Origin of the sequence: Nocardia sp. NPDC052566 (assembly GCF_044547285.1) — a bacterium.
Lineage (GTDB): Bacteria > Actinomycetota > Actinomycetes > Mycobacteriales > Mycobacteriaceae > Nocardia.
Window position 1 is genome coordinate 353,738 of the sequence record NZ_JBIUAF010000001.1, and the last position, 16,950, is coordinate 370,687.

15 protein-coding genes are annotated in these 16,950 nt (G+C 68.5%); 3 read left to right on the forward strand and 12 right to left on the reverse strand.

The window, feature by feature from the left end; translation table 11 throughout:
- Window positions 1–8: 8 nt before the first annotated feature.
- Window positions 9–368 carry an arsenate reductase family protein gene (locus tag ACIG5A_RS01585; RefSeq protein ID WP_397236516.1) on the forward strand — a complete coding sequence of 120 codons (360 nt, stop codon included), beginning with the start codon at window positions 9–11 and terminating at the stop codon, window positions 366–368.
- A 75-nt stretch (window positions 369–443) separates the two neighbouring features.
- Complete coding sequence (locus tag ACIG5A_RS01590; protein WP_397236518.1) at window positions 444–1,124, forward strand: TIGR00266 family protein; 681 nt, start codon at window positions 444–446, stop codon at window positions 1,122–1,124.
- Between the two features lie 34 nt (window positions 1,125–1,158).
- On the opposite strand, the gene ACIG5A_RS01595 is transcribed toward ACIG5A_RS01590, so the two are convergent.
- From ACIG5A_RS01595 to ACIG5A_RS01610, 4 genes are all read right to left on the reverse strand, one after another.
- Window positions 1,159–1,722, reverse strand: coding sequence for an NUDIX domain-containing protein (locus ACIG5A_RS01595; RefSeq protein ID WP_397236520.1), 564 nt, complete (start codon window positions 1,720–1,722; stop codon window positions 1,159–1,161).
- A gap of 230 nt (window positions 1,723–1,952) precedes the next feature.
- Window positions 1,953–2,603, reverse strand: a complete 651-nt coding sequence (locus ACIG5A_RS01600; RefSeq protein ID WP_397236522.1) for a slipin family protein — start codon at window positions 2,601–2,603, stop codon at window positions 1,953–1,955.
- A gap of 411 nt (window positions 2,604–3,014) precedes the next feature.
- Window positions 3,015–3,911, reverse strand: coding sequence for a membrane protein insertase YidC (gene yidC, locus ACIG5A_RS01605; protein WP_397236524.1), 897 nt, complete (start codon window positions 3,909–3,911; stop codon window positions 3,015–3,017).
- A gap of 93 nt (window positions 3,912–4,004) precedes the next feature.
- Entirely contained in the window at window positions 4,005–4,304 is a 300-nt protein-coding gene (locus ACIG5A_RS01610) for a DUF6412 domain-containing protein (RefSeq protein ID WP_397236526.1), read from the reverse strand.
- A 121-nt stretch (window positions 4,305–4,425) separates the two neighbouring features.
- Between ACIG5A_RS01610 and ACIG5A_RS01615 the strand changes: the two genes are divergently transcribed.
- The gene (locus tag ACIG5A_RS01615; protein ID WP_397236528.1) at window positions 4,426–4,827 is read left to right on the forward strand and encodes a hypothetical protein; all 402 of its coding nucleotides are present in this window, start codon (window positions 4,426–4,428) and stop codon (window positions 4,825–4,827) included.
- Window positions 4,828–4,854: 27 nt separating this feature from the next.
- Here the strand turns inward: ACIG5A_RS01615 and ACIG5A_RS01620 are convergent, their stop codons facing one another.
- The 8 genes from ACIG5A_RS01620 to ACIG5A_RS01655 all read right to left on the reverse strand — a co-directional run bounded on the left by ACIG5A_RS01620 (window position 4,855) and on the right by ACIG5A_RS01655 (window position 16,825).
- Window positions 4,855–6,231, reverse strand: a complete 1,377-nt coding sequence (locus ACIG5A_RS01620; protein WP_397236530.1) for a condensation domain-containing protein — start codon at window positions 6,229–6,231, stop codon at window positions 4,855–4,857.
- Window positions 6,231–7,682: a condensation domain-containing protein gene (locus tag ACIG5A_RS01625; protein ID WP_397236532.1), complete on the reverse strand. Its 1,452-nt coding sequence runs from the start codon at window positions 7,680–7,682 to the stop codon at window positions 6,231–6,233. Before ACIG5A_RS01625 ends, ACIG5A_RS01620 begins: the two co-directional genes overlap by 1 nt.
- Window positions 7,673–9,124 (reverse strand): condensation domain-containing protein, encoded by a 1,452-nt coding sequence (locus ACIG5A_RS01630; protein WP_397236534.1) that lies wholly within the window; start codon window positions 9,122–9,124, stop codon window positions 7,673–7,675. The genes ACIG5A_RS01625 and ACIG5A_RS01630 overlap by 10 nt, the downstream gene beginning before the upstream one ends.
- Window positions 9,125–9,556: 432 nt before the next feature.
- The gene (locus tag ACIG5A_RS01635; protein WP_397236537.1) at window positions 9,557–11,617 is read right to left on the reverse strand and encodes a CocE/NonD family hydrolase; all 2,061 of its coding nucleotides are present in this window, start codon (window positions 11,615–11,617) and stop codon (window positions 9,557–9,559) included.
- 155 nt (window positions 11,618–11,772) lie between these two features.
- Complete coding sequence (locus ACIG5A_RS01640) at window positions 11,773–12,945, reverse strand: PucR family transcriptional regulator (protein WP_397236539.1); 1,173 nt, start codon at window positions 12,943–12,945, stop codon at window positions 11,773–11,775.
- A gap of 18 nt (window positions 12,946–12,963) precedes the next feature.
- A complete protein-coding gene (locus ACIG5A_RS01645) occupies window positions 12,964–14,778 on the reverse strand; it encodes an AMP-dependent synthetase/ligase (protein ID WP_397236541.1) in 1,815 nt (604 codons plus the stop codon).
- Window positions 14,779–14,956: 178 nt separating this feature from the next.
- A complete protein-coding gene (locus tag ACIG5A_RS01650) occupies window positions 14,957–15,142 on the reverse strand; it encodes a hypothetical protein (RefSeq protein ID WP_397236543.1) in 186 nt (61 codons plus the stop codon).
- Between the two features lie 96 nt (window positions 15,143–15,238).
- Window positions 15,239–16,825, reverse strand: a complete 1,587-nt coding sequence (locus ACIG5A_RS01655) for a hypothetical protein (RefSeq protein WP_397236545.1) — start codon at window positions 16,823–16,825, stop codon at window positions 15,239–15,241.
- Window positions 16,826–16,950: the final 125 nt, after the last annotated feature.

The window sequence follows — 16,950 nt, forward strand, 5'->3', positions numbered from 1 at the left end:
CTGCTGCCATGGCGAAGACGGAGATCTGGCACAACCCGCGGTGCACCAAGAGCCGCAATGCCGTCGCGTTCCTGGACGAGGCGGGCGTCGACTACACCGAGCGCCGCTACCTCGACCAGCCGCCGACCGCCGAGGAGCTGGCGGCCGTGCTGCAACGGCTCGGCGCCGAACCGTGGGAGATCACCCGCACCGGCGAGCAGATCGCCAAGGACCTCGGCATGAGCGGCTGGGGTCGCACTGCCGCCGATCGCGACCGCTGGATCGCGGCGCTGGTGGGCGATCCGAAGTTGATCGAGCGGCCGATCGTGCTGCTCGGCGACGGCAGGGCGGTCGTGGCACGCAGCGACGAGGCCTTGCGGTCGCTGTAGCGCCGAGATCGGCCGCGATCTGCCGATCGCTGTGCAGACGTGCGCCGATCCCGCCAGGCGGTAGGGTCGGCGGATATGAAGGTACAACTGCGCCACAACCCCTCCTCGACGATCGCGCGGTGCTTCCTCGCCGGCGGCGAGCCGATGCGGGTCGAGAGCGGCGCCATGGTCGCGCATTCGGCGGGAGTTTCGTTGCAGGCCAAGGCCGAAGGCGGCATCCTGGCGGGCCTGAAGCGGTCGGTGCTCGCGGGCGAATCGTTCTTCGTCTCGACGTTCACCGCACCGCCGCAGGGCGGCTGGGTCGACGTGGCGCCCGCGCTGCCCGGCGACATGCTCAACCTGCAGATCACCCCGGACCGCCCGTTCTTCATCAGCCGCGGCGGCTGGATCGCGAATTCCCATGGGGTGCAGGTGGAAGGCAAGTGGGGCGGGTTCGCGAACCTGTTCGGCGGCGAGGGCGGCTTCGGCCTGCGCGCGCACGGCGACGGTGAGATCGTGCTCGGGGTGTTCGGCGCGATCGACGTCATCGATCTGCAGCCCGGTGAGCCGATCACCATCGACACCGGACATGTGGTCGCCTACGACCTCGCGATGAACTTCACCATTCGCAGGGCGGTGTCGGGGCGGTCGATCCAGTCGCTGAAGTCCGGTGAGGGCTTCGTCTTCGACTTCGTCGGACCGGGGCGAGTGCTGCTGCAAACCCGCAATCCCGGCGCCTTCCAGGCGTGGGCGGGTTCGGCCGCCTCCTCCGGTTAGGCGTACCTCCGCATTCGCTCCGGCCATGCGCGGTCTATGGGCGGACTTCGTCCGGCTGCGCCCGTTCTGCGAGCATGTCGCCGACGAGGACCCTGGTGTCGGGGACGAAGGGCCAGGCCGGGTCGTCGAGGTGGGCGCGCAGCTCCGCGTCGGTCCACCACCAGCCGTCGGCGATCTCCTCCCGCTGGTGCGTGATCGGGCCGTCGTAGCGCAGCTCGTAGGCGAAAAGGTGGCAGCGCATGGGCTTTCCGAGCCATTCGCCGTCCCAGGACGCGCTGGCCAGGGGGAGCGGTTGGGCATCGTCCTCGGTGAGGACGATGCCCAGCTCTTCGGCCAGTTCGCGTACCGCGGTATCGGCGGGGGATTCGCCGGGATCGACCACACCGCCGGCCAGGCAGTCGTGCATTCCGGCGAACACCATCTTGGTGTCGGTGCGGCGGTGCACATAGATCCGTTCCCCGTCGCCGGACCGCACCAGCACACCGGCGCTGGCATGCCAGATCCCGTCGCGGTACACGGTCGCCCGATCGGCCGCGCCGATCTCGCGCCCCGCACGGTCGTAGACGGCAATTATTTCCGAACTCGGTTGCACTGACACCGCCCGAGCGTAGCGCCGCGGGTGGGCGAGATCGGCGAGGGCCGGAAGGTGCGCGGCTGCTGTGCCCTGTTGCGCGGACGCTGGTTGGGCCGCGATCGGTGCGAGTCGGCTGTGGGCGGCGCTGTACTCGGCGCTGCGGCGGTGCTCCGCTGCGCGGACACTTTCCGGCCAAGGTCGGCCGAAATCGGCGCGGGATCGCGAAAAGTGTCCGCGCAGTAGGGGGTTGGCGACTAGCGGGCGTCGCGCGGGTCGAGCACCACCTGGGTGCCCGGGGCGGATGCGACCTGCAGGGTGCGCAGGCGCAGCAGGGCCGGGTGCTCTTCGAGGAGCTTGGCCGTGTTGGCGAGCGAGCGGAGGGCGGCGGCTTCCGCGCGTGCCTTCTCCAGTTCGGCGCGCCCGCGCTCCTTGGCGAGCACCGTTTCCAGTGCGGCCTTGCGCAACTCACCCGGCAGCATCACGTCGCGGGTGAGTACCCGGTCGACGCGGATACCCAGGTCCGTGACGACCGCCGCGATCACGGTGACGTCGGCGACCAGCAGTGCCCGGTCGGCGAGCAACTCGTCGAGGGTGTGCTCGGTGACGGCGACGCGCGCGGCGTCCTGGACCGCGTTGTAGAGCACGTTGTCCGGGTACTGCGCGCCGGTGGTGTAGGCCGTCGGATCGGTGACCTGCCAGTGCGCCGTGTAGCTCACGCGCAGCGAGAGACCGTCGCGGGTGAGCAGTTCCTGTCCGCTGACCTGCAGCAGTCGTGGCCGCATATCGATCTCGATCAGGGTGCAGCGCTTGTCGTCGTACCGGTGGCGGCCGGGTTCGAGGACCCGCTCCAGTGTGCCATCTCGAAACAGCAGCGTGCGCTGCCAAGCCATAACCGTCGTGTACATATCTCACTCCTTTCCCCGCGACGTATGTCTGTGTGTGCCTTGGCTTTTCGGATACCACCTGCCCCGGCCGCGACAGCGCGGCGGGGGCGTCCCCCGGACGGAGCCGGAGAGCCCGCAGAGCCGCGCCCCCGCGTACGGCCGGGGCAGGTGACATCGTGTAAGGAATCGAACCTCTACAGACTGGGCAAGTCTGAGCCACCTGAAGGCAGTGGCCGAGCCGACACGGGGAACGCGATCCGGAGATCTCCGATGCGCCCCTTGCCCGACCGCTGACCACGATACGAGCACCGCCCCGATTCACGCGACCGAATTAACGCCCCGTGCGAGCAATCCGCCGCGCAACGCGGCCGTCGAGCGCAGTCATATGGTCGTCCGCACCGGCGTGTCGCACGGCCATTCGACTGCGCTCGATCATTTGCGCTGCGCTTGTTTCGGGCGGCGGATGGGTTTGGCGCCCGGTTTGGGGGCGGTGTGGGCTCTGGCTTCGGCGACACGCTGTGCGGCTGCGGCGGTTTCGGCGTCCATGCGGCGATAGACGAGGTGTTGCTGCGCGAACGTGCATGCGTTGTTGGTGACGAAGTAGAGCAGGATCGCCACCGGCAGGACGACGCCACCGATCAGGGCGAAGGCAGGGAAGACCCAGAGGGACAGCGGGCGCATCAGGGCGAGCTGTGCGGTCGGCTCCTGGCGGTTCATCGAGGTGCGTGCGGTGAAATGCGTTGCCACGGCGGCGATCAGCATCAACGGAACGGTGATGAGCGCGACCGTGGTGAGCAGTTCGCCCGCCGTGGTCATGGTCGCCGACAGTGGTACACCGAAGATCTCGGCGTCCAGGAAGGAGCGCACGTCTTCGGCGCTGAAGAGGTAATTCGGTGTGGCGGCGTTCTGTTCGGGCGACATCGTCGGCCCGGACGGCAGGAACGGGATGTGCGTGCCGGTGCGGTCGAACGAGCGCAGCACGTGGAACAGCCCGAGGAAAACGAGCAACTGGGCGAGCATCGGCAGGATGGTGCCGAACACCTTGACGTTGTTGTCCTTGTACAGCTTCTGCAATTCGGTGTTGCGTTTCACGGTGTCGGACTTGTACTTCTGCTGAATCGCTTTCACCTGTGGCTGCAGCATTTTCATCGTCGCCTGCGTGCGCGCCTGTTTCAGGAATGGCGCGAACAATGCCGCGCGTACGGTGAGCACCAGGAAGACGACGGAAAGCACCCAGGACAGGCCGCTCGCCGGGCCGAGGACGAAGCCGAAGGCGGTGTGCCACAACCACAGAATGGCGGACACCGGATAGTAGACGAAATCGAGCATGGCAAAACCTGACTGTGGGAACGCGCGGCATACGCGCGAGGGAATGGGCCGGCCGGACAGCCGACGACCCCACGGTCGATACCGGGGCGGCCGTCAGCGGACGGCGCCACCCGGTGCTCGAGGTCGCGGGCGGCCCGCGGTGTCAGGATTGCTCTGGCGCAGGAAGGAGCCGCGCCGCCGCCGCTGTGCGGAGGACGGCGGGCCGGAACTGGCGACGAGCACCGGCGAAAGACGGGTCGATTGCAGCGAGACCAGCGCCATCACCAGCGAGGCCGCGATCATGCCGACGACGGCCAGCGAGGCGGGCTTGTCGGCGGGCGCGGCGAACAGCGTCAGCGCGGGCAGCACGCAGGCGAGTACCGCATACGCCATCAGCTGTACCCGCGAGAACATGCCACGAGCCTACCGGCACCACGCGGCGGCGCCTCCGGTTTGCGCCGGAAATCACCCTCGGCCCGGATATAGTTCGCAAGGTTGTGCGTGCGTGAACTCGTCCACGAAGGGAAGAGTGCCCGTGAATGCCTACGAATTCCCCGATCCACGGCGGCGCGCAATGCCGCATTCGGTCCACTCGGCGCGCACCGTGATCTGGCTGCTTGCCGGGCTCGGCGCCGTTCTCACCGCGGGACCGCTGTTCTTCCGGAATTACGAGGAGGCGGGCGCCTATGCCTTCGCGTATTTCTTCGCCTGGCTGCTCGCCGCCGTCGCCCTCGTTTTCGGGATGGCGGGGCGGGCGATTCAGGTGCTGGCGATCGTGCTCGCGGTGATCGAGACGCTGGCCTGCCTGAGCCTGGCCATGATCGATCCGCTCATGGGCCTGCTCAGTCTCGCGTTGACGATCGCCACGGTGGTGCTGCTGTGCAAGCGCGAGACCAGCGCGTGGTTCGTCCGCGACCGGCAGCCGGGCCACGCCTGACCCGGCTGCCGAATCGGTTGCGGCACACTATTCTTCGCGCTGCGCCGCGGCGGCGGTCAGCGTCTTGCCGACGTGGTCGAGGAATTCCGCGACGACCGGCCGCGCGGTCGGTGTGTCGGGGAACCTGGTCCGCAGCGACAGGCCGTCGTCGGTGCGGGTGAACCACAGTTGCACATCGTCGAGCGGTGCGCTGCGGCTGAACTGGGCCGGGTTGCGCGGCCGGGAGCGGGTGGTCTCGCACCGCGAGCCACCGGGCAGGTGCCGGTAGTCGGTGTAGGAGACGCTGAACAGATCGTGCCTGGTCCGCCGCAGTTCCGTGCCCGGCGCGCCGAGTACGCGGTTGGCGGGGACGTGCGCCAGGCGCTGACCCGATCGGATCGCCTCGTCGGCCGCAAGCGCGGTGCTGTCGAAATCCTTCCCCGCGGCCACCCTGGCCGGACCGTTGGCCACCAGCCAGCCGAAGGTGTTGTGGTGGCGCGGTTCTCGGCGGGTATGCACCGGGAACACCAGATTCGTCGCCGCGACGCCGCCCAGTTCGGACGCGACGAGCGCGACCGGCGCGAGCAGCGCGGCGAACAGTGAATGTCCGGTGCCGCGCGAGCGCCGGTGCAATGCGTCGGTGGCGGTCGCCCCGAGCAGCGGCCGCACATCACTGCCGAATGGCGCCCTGCTGCCCGCCGGGATGCCGAGGTCGAGCGGGAAGTGCGGCAGATCGTTGCCCGCCTCGCGCAGGAAGTCCTGCCAGGCGCGGATCATCGGTCCCGTCGTCGCCGAAGGCACCGCTGCCTCCCTGGTCGAATAGGACAGGAAACTGCCTGCCTCGGGCAGGGTTTCGCAGATCTGCGCCGTGTACCCGCCGTCGCGGGCCGCCCGGTACAGCTCGTCCAATTCGGTGACGGCGATGGTGATCGACCACGCATCGCAGATGGCATGGTCGAATCCGATGATGACCGTTGATGTTTCGGCCCTGCTCACCGCGCCGAGGAAGTACGGCGGGAACCGGTACGGACTGCACGCGGCGTCCAGGCGCGCACCGAGCAGTGTGCGCAGCGCCGCCACCGATCCGGCGCGCACCGCGGGCTGTGGCACGAGCCGAATGTCGGTGTCGGACACCAGATGTACCGAGGGGGGCTTACCCGCCTCCGGTGCGCCGAAGCAGCAGTGCAGTGCGTCGTGGCGCGGAATCCACGCCGCGAACGCCGCTTCCAGCGCGGCGGTGTCGATCGGCCCCGACACATCGAAATGCGCGGCGAGCCAGGTGGTCGGGCCGTCACCGGCGAGGTGGATGGCCTGATTGGAGGTGGGCGGAGTCGGATCGGGGGTCGGACCGGGTTCGGCGACGGCGGTCCATTCCAGCAGGGTGCCCGGCTCGGCGACCAGCTGGTCGAGAAACAGCAAACGCATCACGGCCCCTTGGCTTCGGTTGCGGCGGCGGTGAATCGGCCGGTGCGCGCGACGGTGCGCAGGGTGGTGCGCACCCGCTCCAGGTAGTCGGTCGCCGAGGTGTGCGCGGCCTCGGTGTCCGGGTACATGACGGTGACGTGCAGCCGGTCGAGCTCCCTGCTGAACCAGACGGGGGAGGTCTGCCCGATCTTGCTGCGCGACCCGAGCCCGTTGATGCCGGACACGTTGGGTAGCGCGAGTTCCAGTGCCGCACCGGATATCGCGCGCACGTCCATATAGGACACCCACGGCCAGTCGGTGGTGACGGGCAGCGGCGATCCGGTGATCCCGGCTGCGCGCTGCAGCGCGGCGTGAATCGGTACGTTGCCGAGCGGTTTGACCGCGTCCAGCGCGCCGCTCGCCCGCGATACCAGATCGGTGAACGGTTGTCCCGCTTCGAAGTCGAACGCGATCGGCAGCAGGTTGATGAACCAGCCTTGCGCGAGCTGATACTGCGGCTCGTTGCGCGTTCCGACCACGTTGAGGCCGAGATAGTGTGTGCGCCCGGTCAATTCGTGTTCGGCCAGCGCGATGGCCGCGAACAGCCCTGCGGAGAATCCGCCGCCTGCGGCCCGGGATGCCTCGGCGAACGCCTCACATTCCGCGGCGTCGAGCAGGTCGAGTTTGGTACCCCTGCTCTCGGCCACCGTGCCGGGCGCGAGGCCGAGATCGATGGGCAGCGGCCGCACCCGGTCGGCGTTCGCGGCGAGCAGTTCCGCCATGCGGTCCAGCTCCGGCGAGCCCGCCGCGACGGCCGCCCGTTCGGTGCGGGCGAATTCGACGTAGCTGCCCACCGGCAGCAGCGGCGGCTCCTGATCCGCCGCGTAGGCGGTGTAGAGGCCGTGCAGTTCGAAGATCGCGGTCACCAGCGAAAGTCCGTCGCTGAAGGCGTGATCGGTGTTGTAGAGCAGGGTGAACCCGTCCGCCCCGTGGTCGATCGCACCGCAGACGAAGGCCGGCCACCGCGTGGGATCCGCTGCCGCGCGGTACTTTTCGACGAGGGTGTCGCGCAGTTCCTCGCCGGAGGCGAAAACGCCCGTCTCGGTGGTGGTCAGCTCGACGTCGTCGGCGCCGACCAGATACCGGGTGAGTGCGAATCCGCCGCCGGATTCGTCCAGATCGAACCAGCTGCGCAGCGTGTCGTGCCTGCGCAGGAAGGTGGTGAACGCCTGGCGCAGCGCCGTGCGGTCCAGCGGTTCGGCCACCGTGAAGCACAGCGACAGTTCCGAGGCCAGCGGGTTGTCGCCGTGCCTGCGCTCGGCCCAGCGGCGGATATGGGATTCCTGGATGAAGGTCGGCGGTATCTCGGACGGCGTCGCGGCGGCGGCCGCGTCCAGGGTGGCATCGGTCGCGGTGAACTCCACCAGCGCACCGGGTTTCGGCAGCCAGTCCTCGGTGAGGGTCATCTCCATGACAGCGGCGCTCCTTCGATCGGTCGGATGGCGGCGTCCCCGAAGCGGACGTATTCGGCGAGCAGTTCGCGCATGCGCAGCACGTGCCGGTGGATGTCGCGGGTGGCCCGGGTGGTGCCGGGATAGCGCATGTTGAGGGTGACGCCGGTGGGTGTGCGGATGAACCAGAAGAAGAACTCGTCGGCCGAGACGTTGCGGCTGCGCAGCCAGCGGGTATCGGATTCCACCCAGGTCCCGGACGTGGCCGCGGCGCGAACGTCCATGTAGGACACCATGAACGAGATGCGCGGCCGCACCTCGAGCAGTTCGCAGACCCGGCCGAACGGCACCGTCGCCGCATCGCGCACCCGGCGCAGTTCGCCACCGGCGGGCGCGATCAGGTCGGCCATACCGCGCGCGGTCGCGCAGTCGATACGGAACGGGGCGAGCCCGACGAACCAGCCGAGGCTGTCGGCCCACTTGGCCTCGCTGCGGGTGTGCAGCGGGACCACCGTGCGGAAATCGCGGCCCGCGCCGAGTTCGGTGGTGGTCGCGGCGAAGGCGGCGAGCAGCACGGCGAACAGGCCCTGGCGCTGCTCGCGCGCCGCGTCGGCGGCCGCGTCGGCCGCTTCGGCGTCGAGCACCTCGATGGCGAGGTTGCGCTGTGGGACGCGCGGTGCGGGCGTGCCCGAACCGCTCAGGTCGATCGGCTGGGCGGCCACCCGGCTGAGCGGACCGCGCGGTGCGACGTCATCGATGTCGTCGTCGGCGAAGAACTCCCGCCACGGGTCGAGCGCACGGTCGGCGGGGGTCGTCGCGTCGGCGCGTACCCGCTCCTCCTGGCAGAAATCCACGTAGCTACCCGAATCCGGTTGCGGCCGTTGCTCGCCCGCCAAGGCCGCGGCGTAGAGCTGGCGCAGCTCGCAGCCGACGGCGATGGTCGAGTAGCCGTCCATGATGGAGTGGTCGGCGGCGAACACCACCGTGAAGCCATGGCGGGAGGCGATGGTCACGAAGACGTAGGACGGCCAGCGCAGCGGCGAGGTGCCCTCGTCGAGCAGGCCTTGGACGAGCCGGTAGGTCGCCATCGTCGAGGCGGGTGTGCCCGAATCCACCGGGCGCACCCGGATGCCGCCGGGCGTCACCGTGTACCTGGCCGGTCGCCCGCCCTCGATGGTGACGTGGCTGCGCAGGCCCTCGTGCCGGTCGATCCAGCCGTCGAGCGCGGTGCGCCACGCCTGCGGGTCGAGCGCGCCGTCGATCCGGAACGTATGCCCGAGCCAGTAGTGGCGCTGGTCTCGTATTCGGTTGTGTTCCAGCGCATCTCGCAGATGTCGCTCGTGGTTGTAGGAGACCGCGCGGGTATCGCGCGGCCAGTCCGCCCAATGCGTCTCCGCAGTCGGCAGCCATTCGATCACTTGGCCGCTCGGCAGGGGATAGTCGGCGAGTTCGATGAATTCCATGACGCACCTTCAGCTGCCCATCGGGATTCCCGTACACGGCAGGGAATTCCCGATCCGAGATTGTGAAAAGAATTGCTCATCCCGATGCGAGCGGGGTGAGTTGTCGGGGTCACCCCGGGACGTCGTCGTCGACCGGAATGAGGAAAGAGTAAGAGATTCTCGAGCTTTTTGTGACGGTGAGCTCGATCACCGGCATTTCCCCCGCTAACACGGAAAAGGCGCCGCGGCGGACATCGGGGTCCGCCGCAGCGCCACTGCCTGCGAATATGTGAGGAGAACCTGCTTCAGTTAGCTGAAAAATAGCTGCTAGCAGGGGTTTTAATCACCTGGAATTCATCCCAGGTTTTCATCGTGGTTACAGCGCAAGACCCCAGAAGTGAGGTGGCGCACCCGGCAAGGTCCCACAACCTGCCTGGTGCGCCACCTCGACGGTCAGCCGCCGAATGCCGAGGCCGGCGCGAGGGGAAGCGCCACCCTGGACGGCGAGACCGCGTCGCGGTGGATCTGTTGGGACGATCCGAGCAAACGGGGCAAATCGGTCGGCACCGGTATCGTGGTCGGGAAGGTGCCGCTGGTGATGCGCAGTCGCAGTGCGTGTCCCGGCATCAAGCGATAAAACGTCGGGCGCATCTTTATTTCCACCCGGAAAGTCTGTCCGGGGGTTAGCAATTGCTCGTTTTCGCCCTTTTGCACAATATGCTCAGGCGCGTAGACGACATCGCCGTCACGCCAGGTCTTCGATTCGTCGAGCGTGCGCATACTGGCCAGCTGCGAGCCGCCGGTGATATTCACGACCGACCCGTCCGGCGCCACATCGTCGAGCCACACCTGGAACGCCGCGTCGGTGCTCGTCGACGACGCGTACAGCGTGACGCTGCTCGGCCCGGCCAGCACCGTCGCCTCGGTAACCGGGTCCATGGTGTACTTGCGGCCCGCCGTCGGCTCCTGCACCCACTCCGTGCACGGGTTGTAGGCGTTGAACAGCCGGAACACGAAATCCAGCAGGCCGGCGGTGTATTGGCCGAGGGTCTGGCGGTTGCACGGGTTGTCGATACCGGTGTAGTCGAGGCGATCGGAGGCATCGGCCACGGTGGGCGGCTTACCGACGAGCCGGTCGCCGTCGAACCAGCGCTGCTGGATCGCGGCCTGTTCGAACGGGTAGCGCGCGGTGGAGGCGGCCAGGTTGCCCGGATCGATCACGTGCAGCGGAGTGTCGGTCTTATCGATGCCGTTGTCGATGTCCTTGAGCCAGCGATCGAACCATGCGAGGGTGATCATGCCGGTGTCCAGCCGCGAGCCGGGACCGACGCCGAGGCCGACGTGATACCAAGGGCCCATGAGCAATTGGAAGCGTCCGTCGGCGCGCTGACCAGGGGCCATGGGCGCGAACTGATCCCGCCCTGCCGCCAGGTTCTGCAGCTGCGAGTAGTTGCGGAACGGCCCCTCCTGGTACAGATCCCACAACCCGCCGACCTGGTACATGGCGATGCCGTTCTCGACGACATTGCTCAGCTCGGTCTCGAAACGCCGCTCCTGCCACCACTTTCCGTCATAGGCGAGCGGCCCGCCGCCGTACGCCTCCAGCAGCAGCTTGATGGTGCTGTCCGAGGACACCGCCGCCTGCAGGTGATCGATCAGCGACTTCAGGAACAGCTGCGGCGAGACCACCGCGGACAGGAACGGGCCGATCAGGCTCAAATACGGGACCATCACCGAGATCGCCGTGAGCAGGACCGGGCTCATCAGCCCGTCGTGGCCGAGCACCTCGTTGAAGATGTTGTTGGGCATGGCCATCGGCACGATCGCCTTCAACGGCGAACCCGGCCCGACGGATTCGGCGGTGCGCAGCGCCGACAGCGCGGGGAACGAGTACCCGTACATGCCGACCTTGCCGTTGGAGCCGGGCAGTTTCGCCGCCCAATCGACCAGCTGCGCGCCGTCGATGCCGTCCTGTTTGGAGGCGGGATTCCAGGCGCCGGTCGACCCGCCGGTGCCGCGCACATCGGCGACCACCTCGATGTAGCCGTGCCGGACCAGCAGATCCTGTGCGCTGGTGGCCTGGTTGATGATCCGGCGCGCATCCTTCAGCTGGTCGGGCAGTTGGATGTGCAGTTCGTCGACCACGCCGGTGATCGCGGCGGCGAGGGCGCTGCTGATCGCGCCGTAGGTGGTGAAGTTGACGATCACCGGGAACTCGCCCGCGGCGCGCTGACCGGTGGCCGGATCGGTGGGGAAGCGCACCTCGGTCTGCAACTGCGTGCCGTCGCTGAGCGGAACCACCTGTCCCAGTTGATATCCGACGTCATAGGGTGCCGGTGTCGGCTGGTAGCCCGCGGGCAGGCCGAAGTCGGCGGGCGCGTCGGGTACCGGTCCGGCCGCGGGCACGGCGAAGGTGGTCGGCGCGCACTGGATGGTCAATCCGATGGCGGTGATCGTGGCCGCGGCCACCGTGACGGTGCGGCGACGGACGCGCACCCGACTCGACTTACTCAACTAGTCGATCCCTCTGCTCGGTGTGGTCGAGGCAGGTTCCACCGCGGCGGCGGCGCCCGACCTCATCGTCGACTCTCAGCACAACGCATAGGTAGGGGTCCACGACACCGGCAATTCGCAAGAGCGGTCCCGGGTCCTTTGTGAACTCGACCAAATCAGGGTGCGAAGGTCGCCGATTCCAGCCGCCGCGCCAGCCGCGCCGCCGACAGCGTCATCGCGTCGGCGGGCCGGTGCGGATCCAGTCCGGTGAGCTCGTGCACGCGCGAGAGCCGGTAGGTGACCGTATTGCGGTGCACGTTGAGCTGACGCGCGGTGGCCAGCTGGTTGAAGCCGCTGTCGACGAACACCTCGAGCGTCTCGGCGAGCATCGGCTGCGCGTCCAGCGGCGCCAGCACCGCGGCCAGGCCCGGCCTTGCCGCATCGCTGACCGCGACGGTGTATTCGAATTGCAGATCCTGCCTGCGGCACAACACTTCTCGCCTGGACAGGCACCGGCCCAGCTCGCTCAGCACCCGGCCCTCGGCGAACACCTCCGGGATGGCGTCGCGCGCCCGCGCGACGCCGACGCCGACCCAGTACTGCGGCGGAACGCCCGCGGCCTGCACGGGCAGGCGCGCGGTGAGCCCGGACAGCGTCGCGGTGCCGTCGTCACCGGGTTGCAGCGGGATCAGCGCGGTCCAGCCGCCCGCGTCCAGCCGCAGGAACACCCCGGGAATCGCCTCGATCCGATGCCGCAGCGCCGACGCGGGCCCGCCGCGGGTGCCGCACAGCCGGAACACCGCGACCAGGAACGCGTCGGCCACCGGGATCACCGGATCGTTGGCCCACTCCACCGGATCACGCCCGGTGAGCAGCGCGTCGGCGATGCCGCGCCTGCGTTCCAGCAGTTCCCAGCGCGGATCGTGGGCGCGCTGGGTGGCCGCGGTGGCGATCCGCGAGGTGACGAGCGTGATGTATTTCAACAGCGCCAGCGACGCGTCGAGCAGCAGCTCACGCTCGCCGGGCGGCGCCGAATCGCGCAGCCGCTCCCAGATGTAGGCGCCGCCGAGCCGGTAGCGGTCGAGCACCTCGGGCAGCGGGGTGCCGTCGCGCAGCCGGTCGATGGCCAGCTCGACCAGCTCCCTGGTGTCCTCCTCGCTCGGGTCCGTGCCGCGGCGCAGATAGTCGAAGAAGAGGTCGACGTTGAGCTTGGTGCCCCTGGCGAAGTCGGACTCCACCAGCGATTGCGGCAGCCGCTGATAGGGCGGTAGCGCGGAGTAGAAACCGTCGACCATCGAGGCGGCGCGCCGGTGTAGATCGTCGAACACCCGGGTCCGCGATGGCGTCATGAGAATCTCCGTACCGGATCAGCTCGAGTACAAGGCCTCGATCGTATCGTTATAGCGAGTGGCAATAGGTTTGCGCCGGAGTTTCCCGGTCGCGGTCAGGCAGTCGCTGCCGTTCTCCCACACGTCGGTGAGCACCACGTATTTCTTGATCTGCTCCACCCGTGAGAGTTTGCGGTTGGCCGCCGCGACGCCCTCCTCGATCGCGGCGAGCACCTGCGGATCCTTCGCCAGTGCCGCGACGCCGGTCTCGGCGATGTCGTTGCGCTCGGCGAAGGCCGCGGCCAGTTCGGGATCGAGCACGATCAGCGCCGTGTTGTACGGGCGCTCGTCGCCGATGGCGATCACCGCGCCGACCAGCGAGCAGCTCTCGGTGATCGTGTTCTCGATATTGGCGGGCGACATGTTCTTACCCGCCGCGTTGATGATGAGTTCCTTCTTGCGGTCGATGATCGACAGGTAGCCCTCGTCGTCCATCGCGCCGATATCGCCGGTGTGCAGCCAGCCCTCGCCGTCGATGGCCTCGGCGGTCTTCTCCGGTGCGTTGCGGTAGCCGCGCATCACGTTCTTGCCGCGGACGAGCACCTCGCCGTCGTCGGCCAGTTCGACCTCGACGCCGGGCAGCGCGGTGCCGACGGTGCCGATCTTGATGTGGCCCGGGCGGTTCAGCGTGGCACCCTGGGTGCATTCGGTCATGCCGTACCCCTCGCACAGGGGCAGGCCGAGGCCGAGGAAGAATTCGTGCACCTCGCGCGGGATGGCCACCGAACCGGTGATCGCGGCGCGGACCTGGTCGAGGCCTAGTCGAACTCGGATGGGGCGCAACACGATTCGGTCGGCGAGCTGGAACTGTAGATCGTCGAGCGCGCTCGGAATGTCGCCGTCGGACAGGGTGCGGGCCCGTTTGCGGCCCGCGGCGGTGGCCCACGCGATCATGCGGCGCTTGATCGGGCTCTCCGCGGCGAATCGATCCTCCAGCGCGCCTTTGACTTTCACCCACACGCGGGGCACGCCGAGGAAGACCGTCGGACGCACCTCGGGCAGTGCCTTGGCCACCAGCTTGAAGTTGTCGACGGTGGTGATCTGCGCGCCGGACAGCAGCGAAAGGTAGTGCGCGAACCAGCGATTGGCGGCGTGCGCGTCCGGCAGATAGGAGACCATCCGATCCTCGGCGGTGCCGCCGCCGAGTTCGCCGATGATGCGGGAGCTGTCGAGGAAGTTGGTGTGGGTGAGCTCGACACCCTTCGGCGGGCCCGTCGTGCCCGAGGTGTAGACGATGGTCAGCAGATCGTCCGGCTTCACCCCGCGCCAGGTCGCCTCGAAATCGAAGCCGCCGGGCGCGGGCGTCGCCGCCACCGCGGACAGCGCGATGCTGCCCTCCGGTGCGTCGTCCTCCACGCAGATGACGTGCTCGACGACGGCCCCCTGCGCCGCCGCCTGTGCCACCGCCGCGAGAACCGTTGGGACGAACTGGCGTTCGCAGATCACCGCCTTGTTGCCCGCGTTGCCGAACTGGTAGGCGAGCAGATCGACCGGATTGGTGTTGTACACCGAGAACGGCGTGGCGCCGGTGTGCAGGATGCCGGTGTCGCACAGGTGGAATTCCGGCCGGTTGGTCATCATCAACGCCACCGTGTCGTCGCGTCCGATGCCGAGGGCGGCCAGGCCCGCGGCGAGCGCGCGCACCCGATCGCCGTATTCACGCCACGTGATCGATTGCGCGCCGCCGAGCGTGCGCAGCGCGATCGCGTCCGGATAGTTCGCGACGTTCGCCTGGAATGCCGCGCACAGCGTGTCCGGGCGGGCGCTGCCCGCGGGGACTGTCGATGAAACCAAGACCTGACCTCTGATAGCGAAGGGGCGAGACCACGCCGTCGCCCGAACGGCAGGCGTGACCTCATCGTCGAATATCAGCACAACGCATGAACGGTGTGCCGCGCTAGCGGCAAACGCCAAGATTGTTCGACATTGTGTTGTGCATTCGACCAAACTGCCGCCGTGCGAGACGGCGGGCTCACCGGAGGATCCTGAAGTCGGGCGTGTCGCCGGTGACCAGGCGGCGGAACCTGGCGCGGGTGGCGGCCTTGCGCCGGCGTTCGCGCGCCGTCGGCGAGCCGGTGTCGCGCGCCGCGCCGAGGATGACGTAGCCCGGCGGGGCGAGGGGTGGCTCGGCGCATGGTGTGTCGTTCGGCTGGATCACCTGCCCTCCTGTCGGTCGCTGGATGTTTGTCGGGTTCAGCGTGCGCTGTCCGAACCCCTTGGCGGGAGGACACTTCCGGCCGCAGGGGCGACAGTTTCAGCCACAGGCCGGCCACCCGTTCCGCTGCCGGACCGGTAGCGCGGGCGCGGCCAGAGCCGCCGCGGTGCCGGGGGCGAAGCAATTGCCGTCGCCGAAGTCGAGTGCCGAACCCGCGCCGAGCACGCCGTCGGCCTGGCCCAGTGTGATCGCGCCCGCGAAGCTCGACCGCGCCACCGTGCCGGTGAGCGCGGCCAGATCACCGACGGTGCGCACATGCAGATCGGCGACCGTGGTGTCGGCGACGGTGGTGTCGGCGATGGTGAAGTTCATCGCATGCTTCGCCGGTGCCGGTCCGCTGGGGGAGTAGGCGTACACGCCGATGCCGTCGGCGCTGCACCGGCTCAGGTGCGCGTTGCGCAATACCAGCGAGGTGTAGTTGTCGCGGCCGAAACTGGCCGAGAACAAACAGGATCCGAGATTGCCCGGCACCAGCGGATTCAGCGCCGCGCCGGGGAAGGTGGAGCCTGCGGCGACCAGGCCGTCGATGGTCATCACATGCCGTGCGCCCTCGTTGCTGAGGTTGAGGTTCTGCACGATATCGCCGGGCACGTCGCGGAATTCGCTGTTGGTGAGCGTCACCTCGGTGTCCGGTGTGCCGTTGCTGGTGACGTATTCGATTCCATTGGCGGAGAAGTGGCCGCCGCCGTGCTGATAGGTGTTGCGGTCGATGCTGATTCGCATGCGTGCGCGTTCGGCGGCATTGACGAACAGGCCCTCGCTGTCGGCGATCGCGTTCTTCGGGTCGTTCGCGGGCAGGGCGATACCGCGCTGGGTATTGCCACGCAGTGTCGCGGTGAGCGAGGAGGTTCCGGTGCTCTGCATGCCCATGGCGAGCACCGAGAATTTGCTGAGGCCCTCGTTGATGTTCTCGGCCAGGTTGTCGGTGACGGTGGCCGTCAGCTGACCCGTGCCTGCGGTGCGCAGGTCGATGCCGTCGCCACAGGCGGTGTCGCGCACCGTATTCCGCTCCAGCGTCACCGCGCTCGCGCCCACGTCGGCGTCGATCATGATCCCGGCCCAGCCATTGGTGAGCGCGATCAGGTTCGGGGCGGCGGGCAGCGACATGCCGAACGGGACGCCGAGCATCGGCGGGAACGGCTGGACGACGAATCCGGTATGGCAGGCCCGATTGCTGCCGGTGACGGTATTGCCGGTGAGCGTCACCGTGCCGACATTGCGGCCGTAGATGCCGCCGCGCTGCGCACCGGCAACGGTGAGGTCGCTGACCTGGGTGTCCGGCGCGAGGCGGATCGCGTCACCGTCGTTCGCTCCGGTCGTATTGGTCACCGCCGCAACGGATCCCGGCGCGGCACGGCCGACAAGCCGCTGGCCCTGCTTCAGCGCGATTCCGCCGTCGAGCACACCGGGTGCGGCGAGCACCACGATCGTGTCGCCCTCGCCGGAGGCGGACTGAACGGCCGCCAGGGTGTTGAACGGTGCCTCCTCGGTACCGCTTCCGCCCACCGCCGCGGCCGCGCTGACGAACCAGGTCCGGCCCGGATCGGCGTGCGCGGGTGCGGCCACTCCGGCGGCCGCGCAGCACAGGATGCTCACCGCGGCGAGACGCAGCGGGGACGAATTCATATCGGGCCTCTCGAATACCTGACCGGCGCTGATCAACTCGCCGTGTCGTTCAGCTCACCGCACCGCCGCCGGGCGCGGTATCGGCAGAATGCCGAACGGCACGGCGGTTATTTGTGCCGATGCCC

Excerpts from the sequence above, each read along its gene's own strand:
- ACIG5A_RS01585 (WP_397236516.1), top strand. The coding sequence starts at position 9 with ATGGCGAAGACGGAGATCTGGCACAACCCGCGGTGCACCAAGAGCCGC.
- ACIG5A_RS01590 (WP_397236518.1), top strand. The coding sequence starts at position 444 with ATGAAGGTACAACTGCGCCACAACCCCTCCTCGACGATCGCGCGGTGC.
- ACIG5A_RS01600 (WP_397236522.1), bottom strand. The coding sequence starts at position 2,603 with ATGTACACGACGGTTATGGCTTGGCAGCGCACGCTGCTGTTTCGAGAT.
- yidC (WP_397236524.1), bottom strand. The coding sequence starts at position 3,911 with ATGCTCGATTTCGTCTACTATCCGGTGTCCGCCATTCTGTGGTTGTGG.
- ACIG5A_RS01610 (WP_397236526.1), bottom strand. The coding sequence starts at position 4,304 with ATGTTCTCGCGGGTACAGCTGATGGCGTATGCGGTACTCGCCTGCGTG.
- ACIG5A_RS01620 (WP_397236530.1), bottom strand. The coding sequence starts at position 6,231 with ATGCGTTTGCTGTTTCTCGACCAGCTGGTCGCCGAGCCGGGCACCCTG.
- ACIG5A_RS01625 (WP_397236532.1), bottom strand. The coding sequence starts at position 7,682 with ATGGAGATGACCCTCACCGAGGACTGGCTGCCGAAACCCGGTGCGCTG.
- ACIG5A_RS01630 (WP_397236534.1), bottom strand. The coding sequence starts at position 9,124 with ATGGAATTCATCGAACTCGCCGACTATCCCCTGCCGAGCGGCCAAGTG.
- ACIG5A_RS01640 (WP_397236539.1), bottom strand. The coding sequence starts at position 12,945 with ATGACGCCATCGCGGACCCGGGTGTTCGACGATCTACACCGGCGCGCC.
- ACIG5A_RS01655 (WP_397236545.1), bottom strand. The coding sequence starts at position 16,825 with ATGAATTCGTCCCCGCTGCGTCTCGCCGCGGTGAGCATCCTGTGCTGC.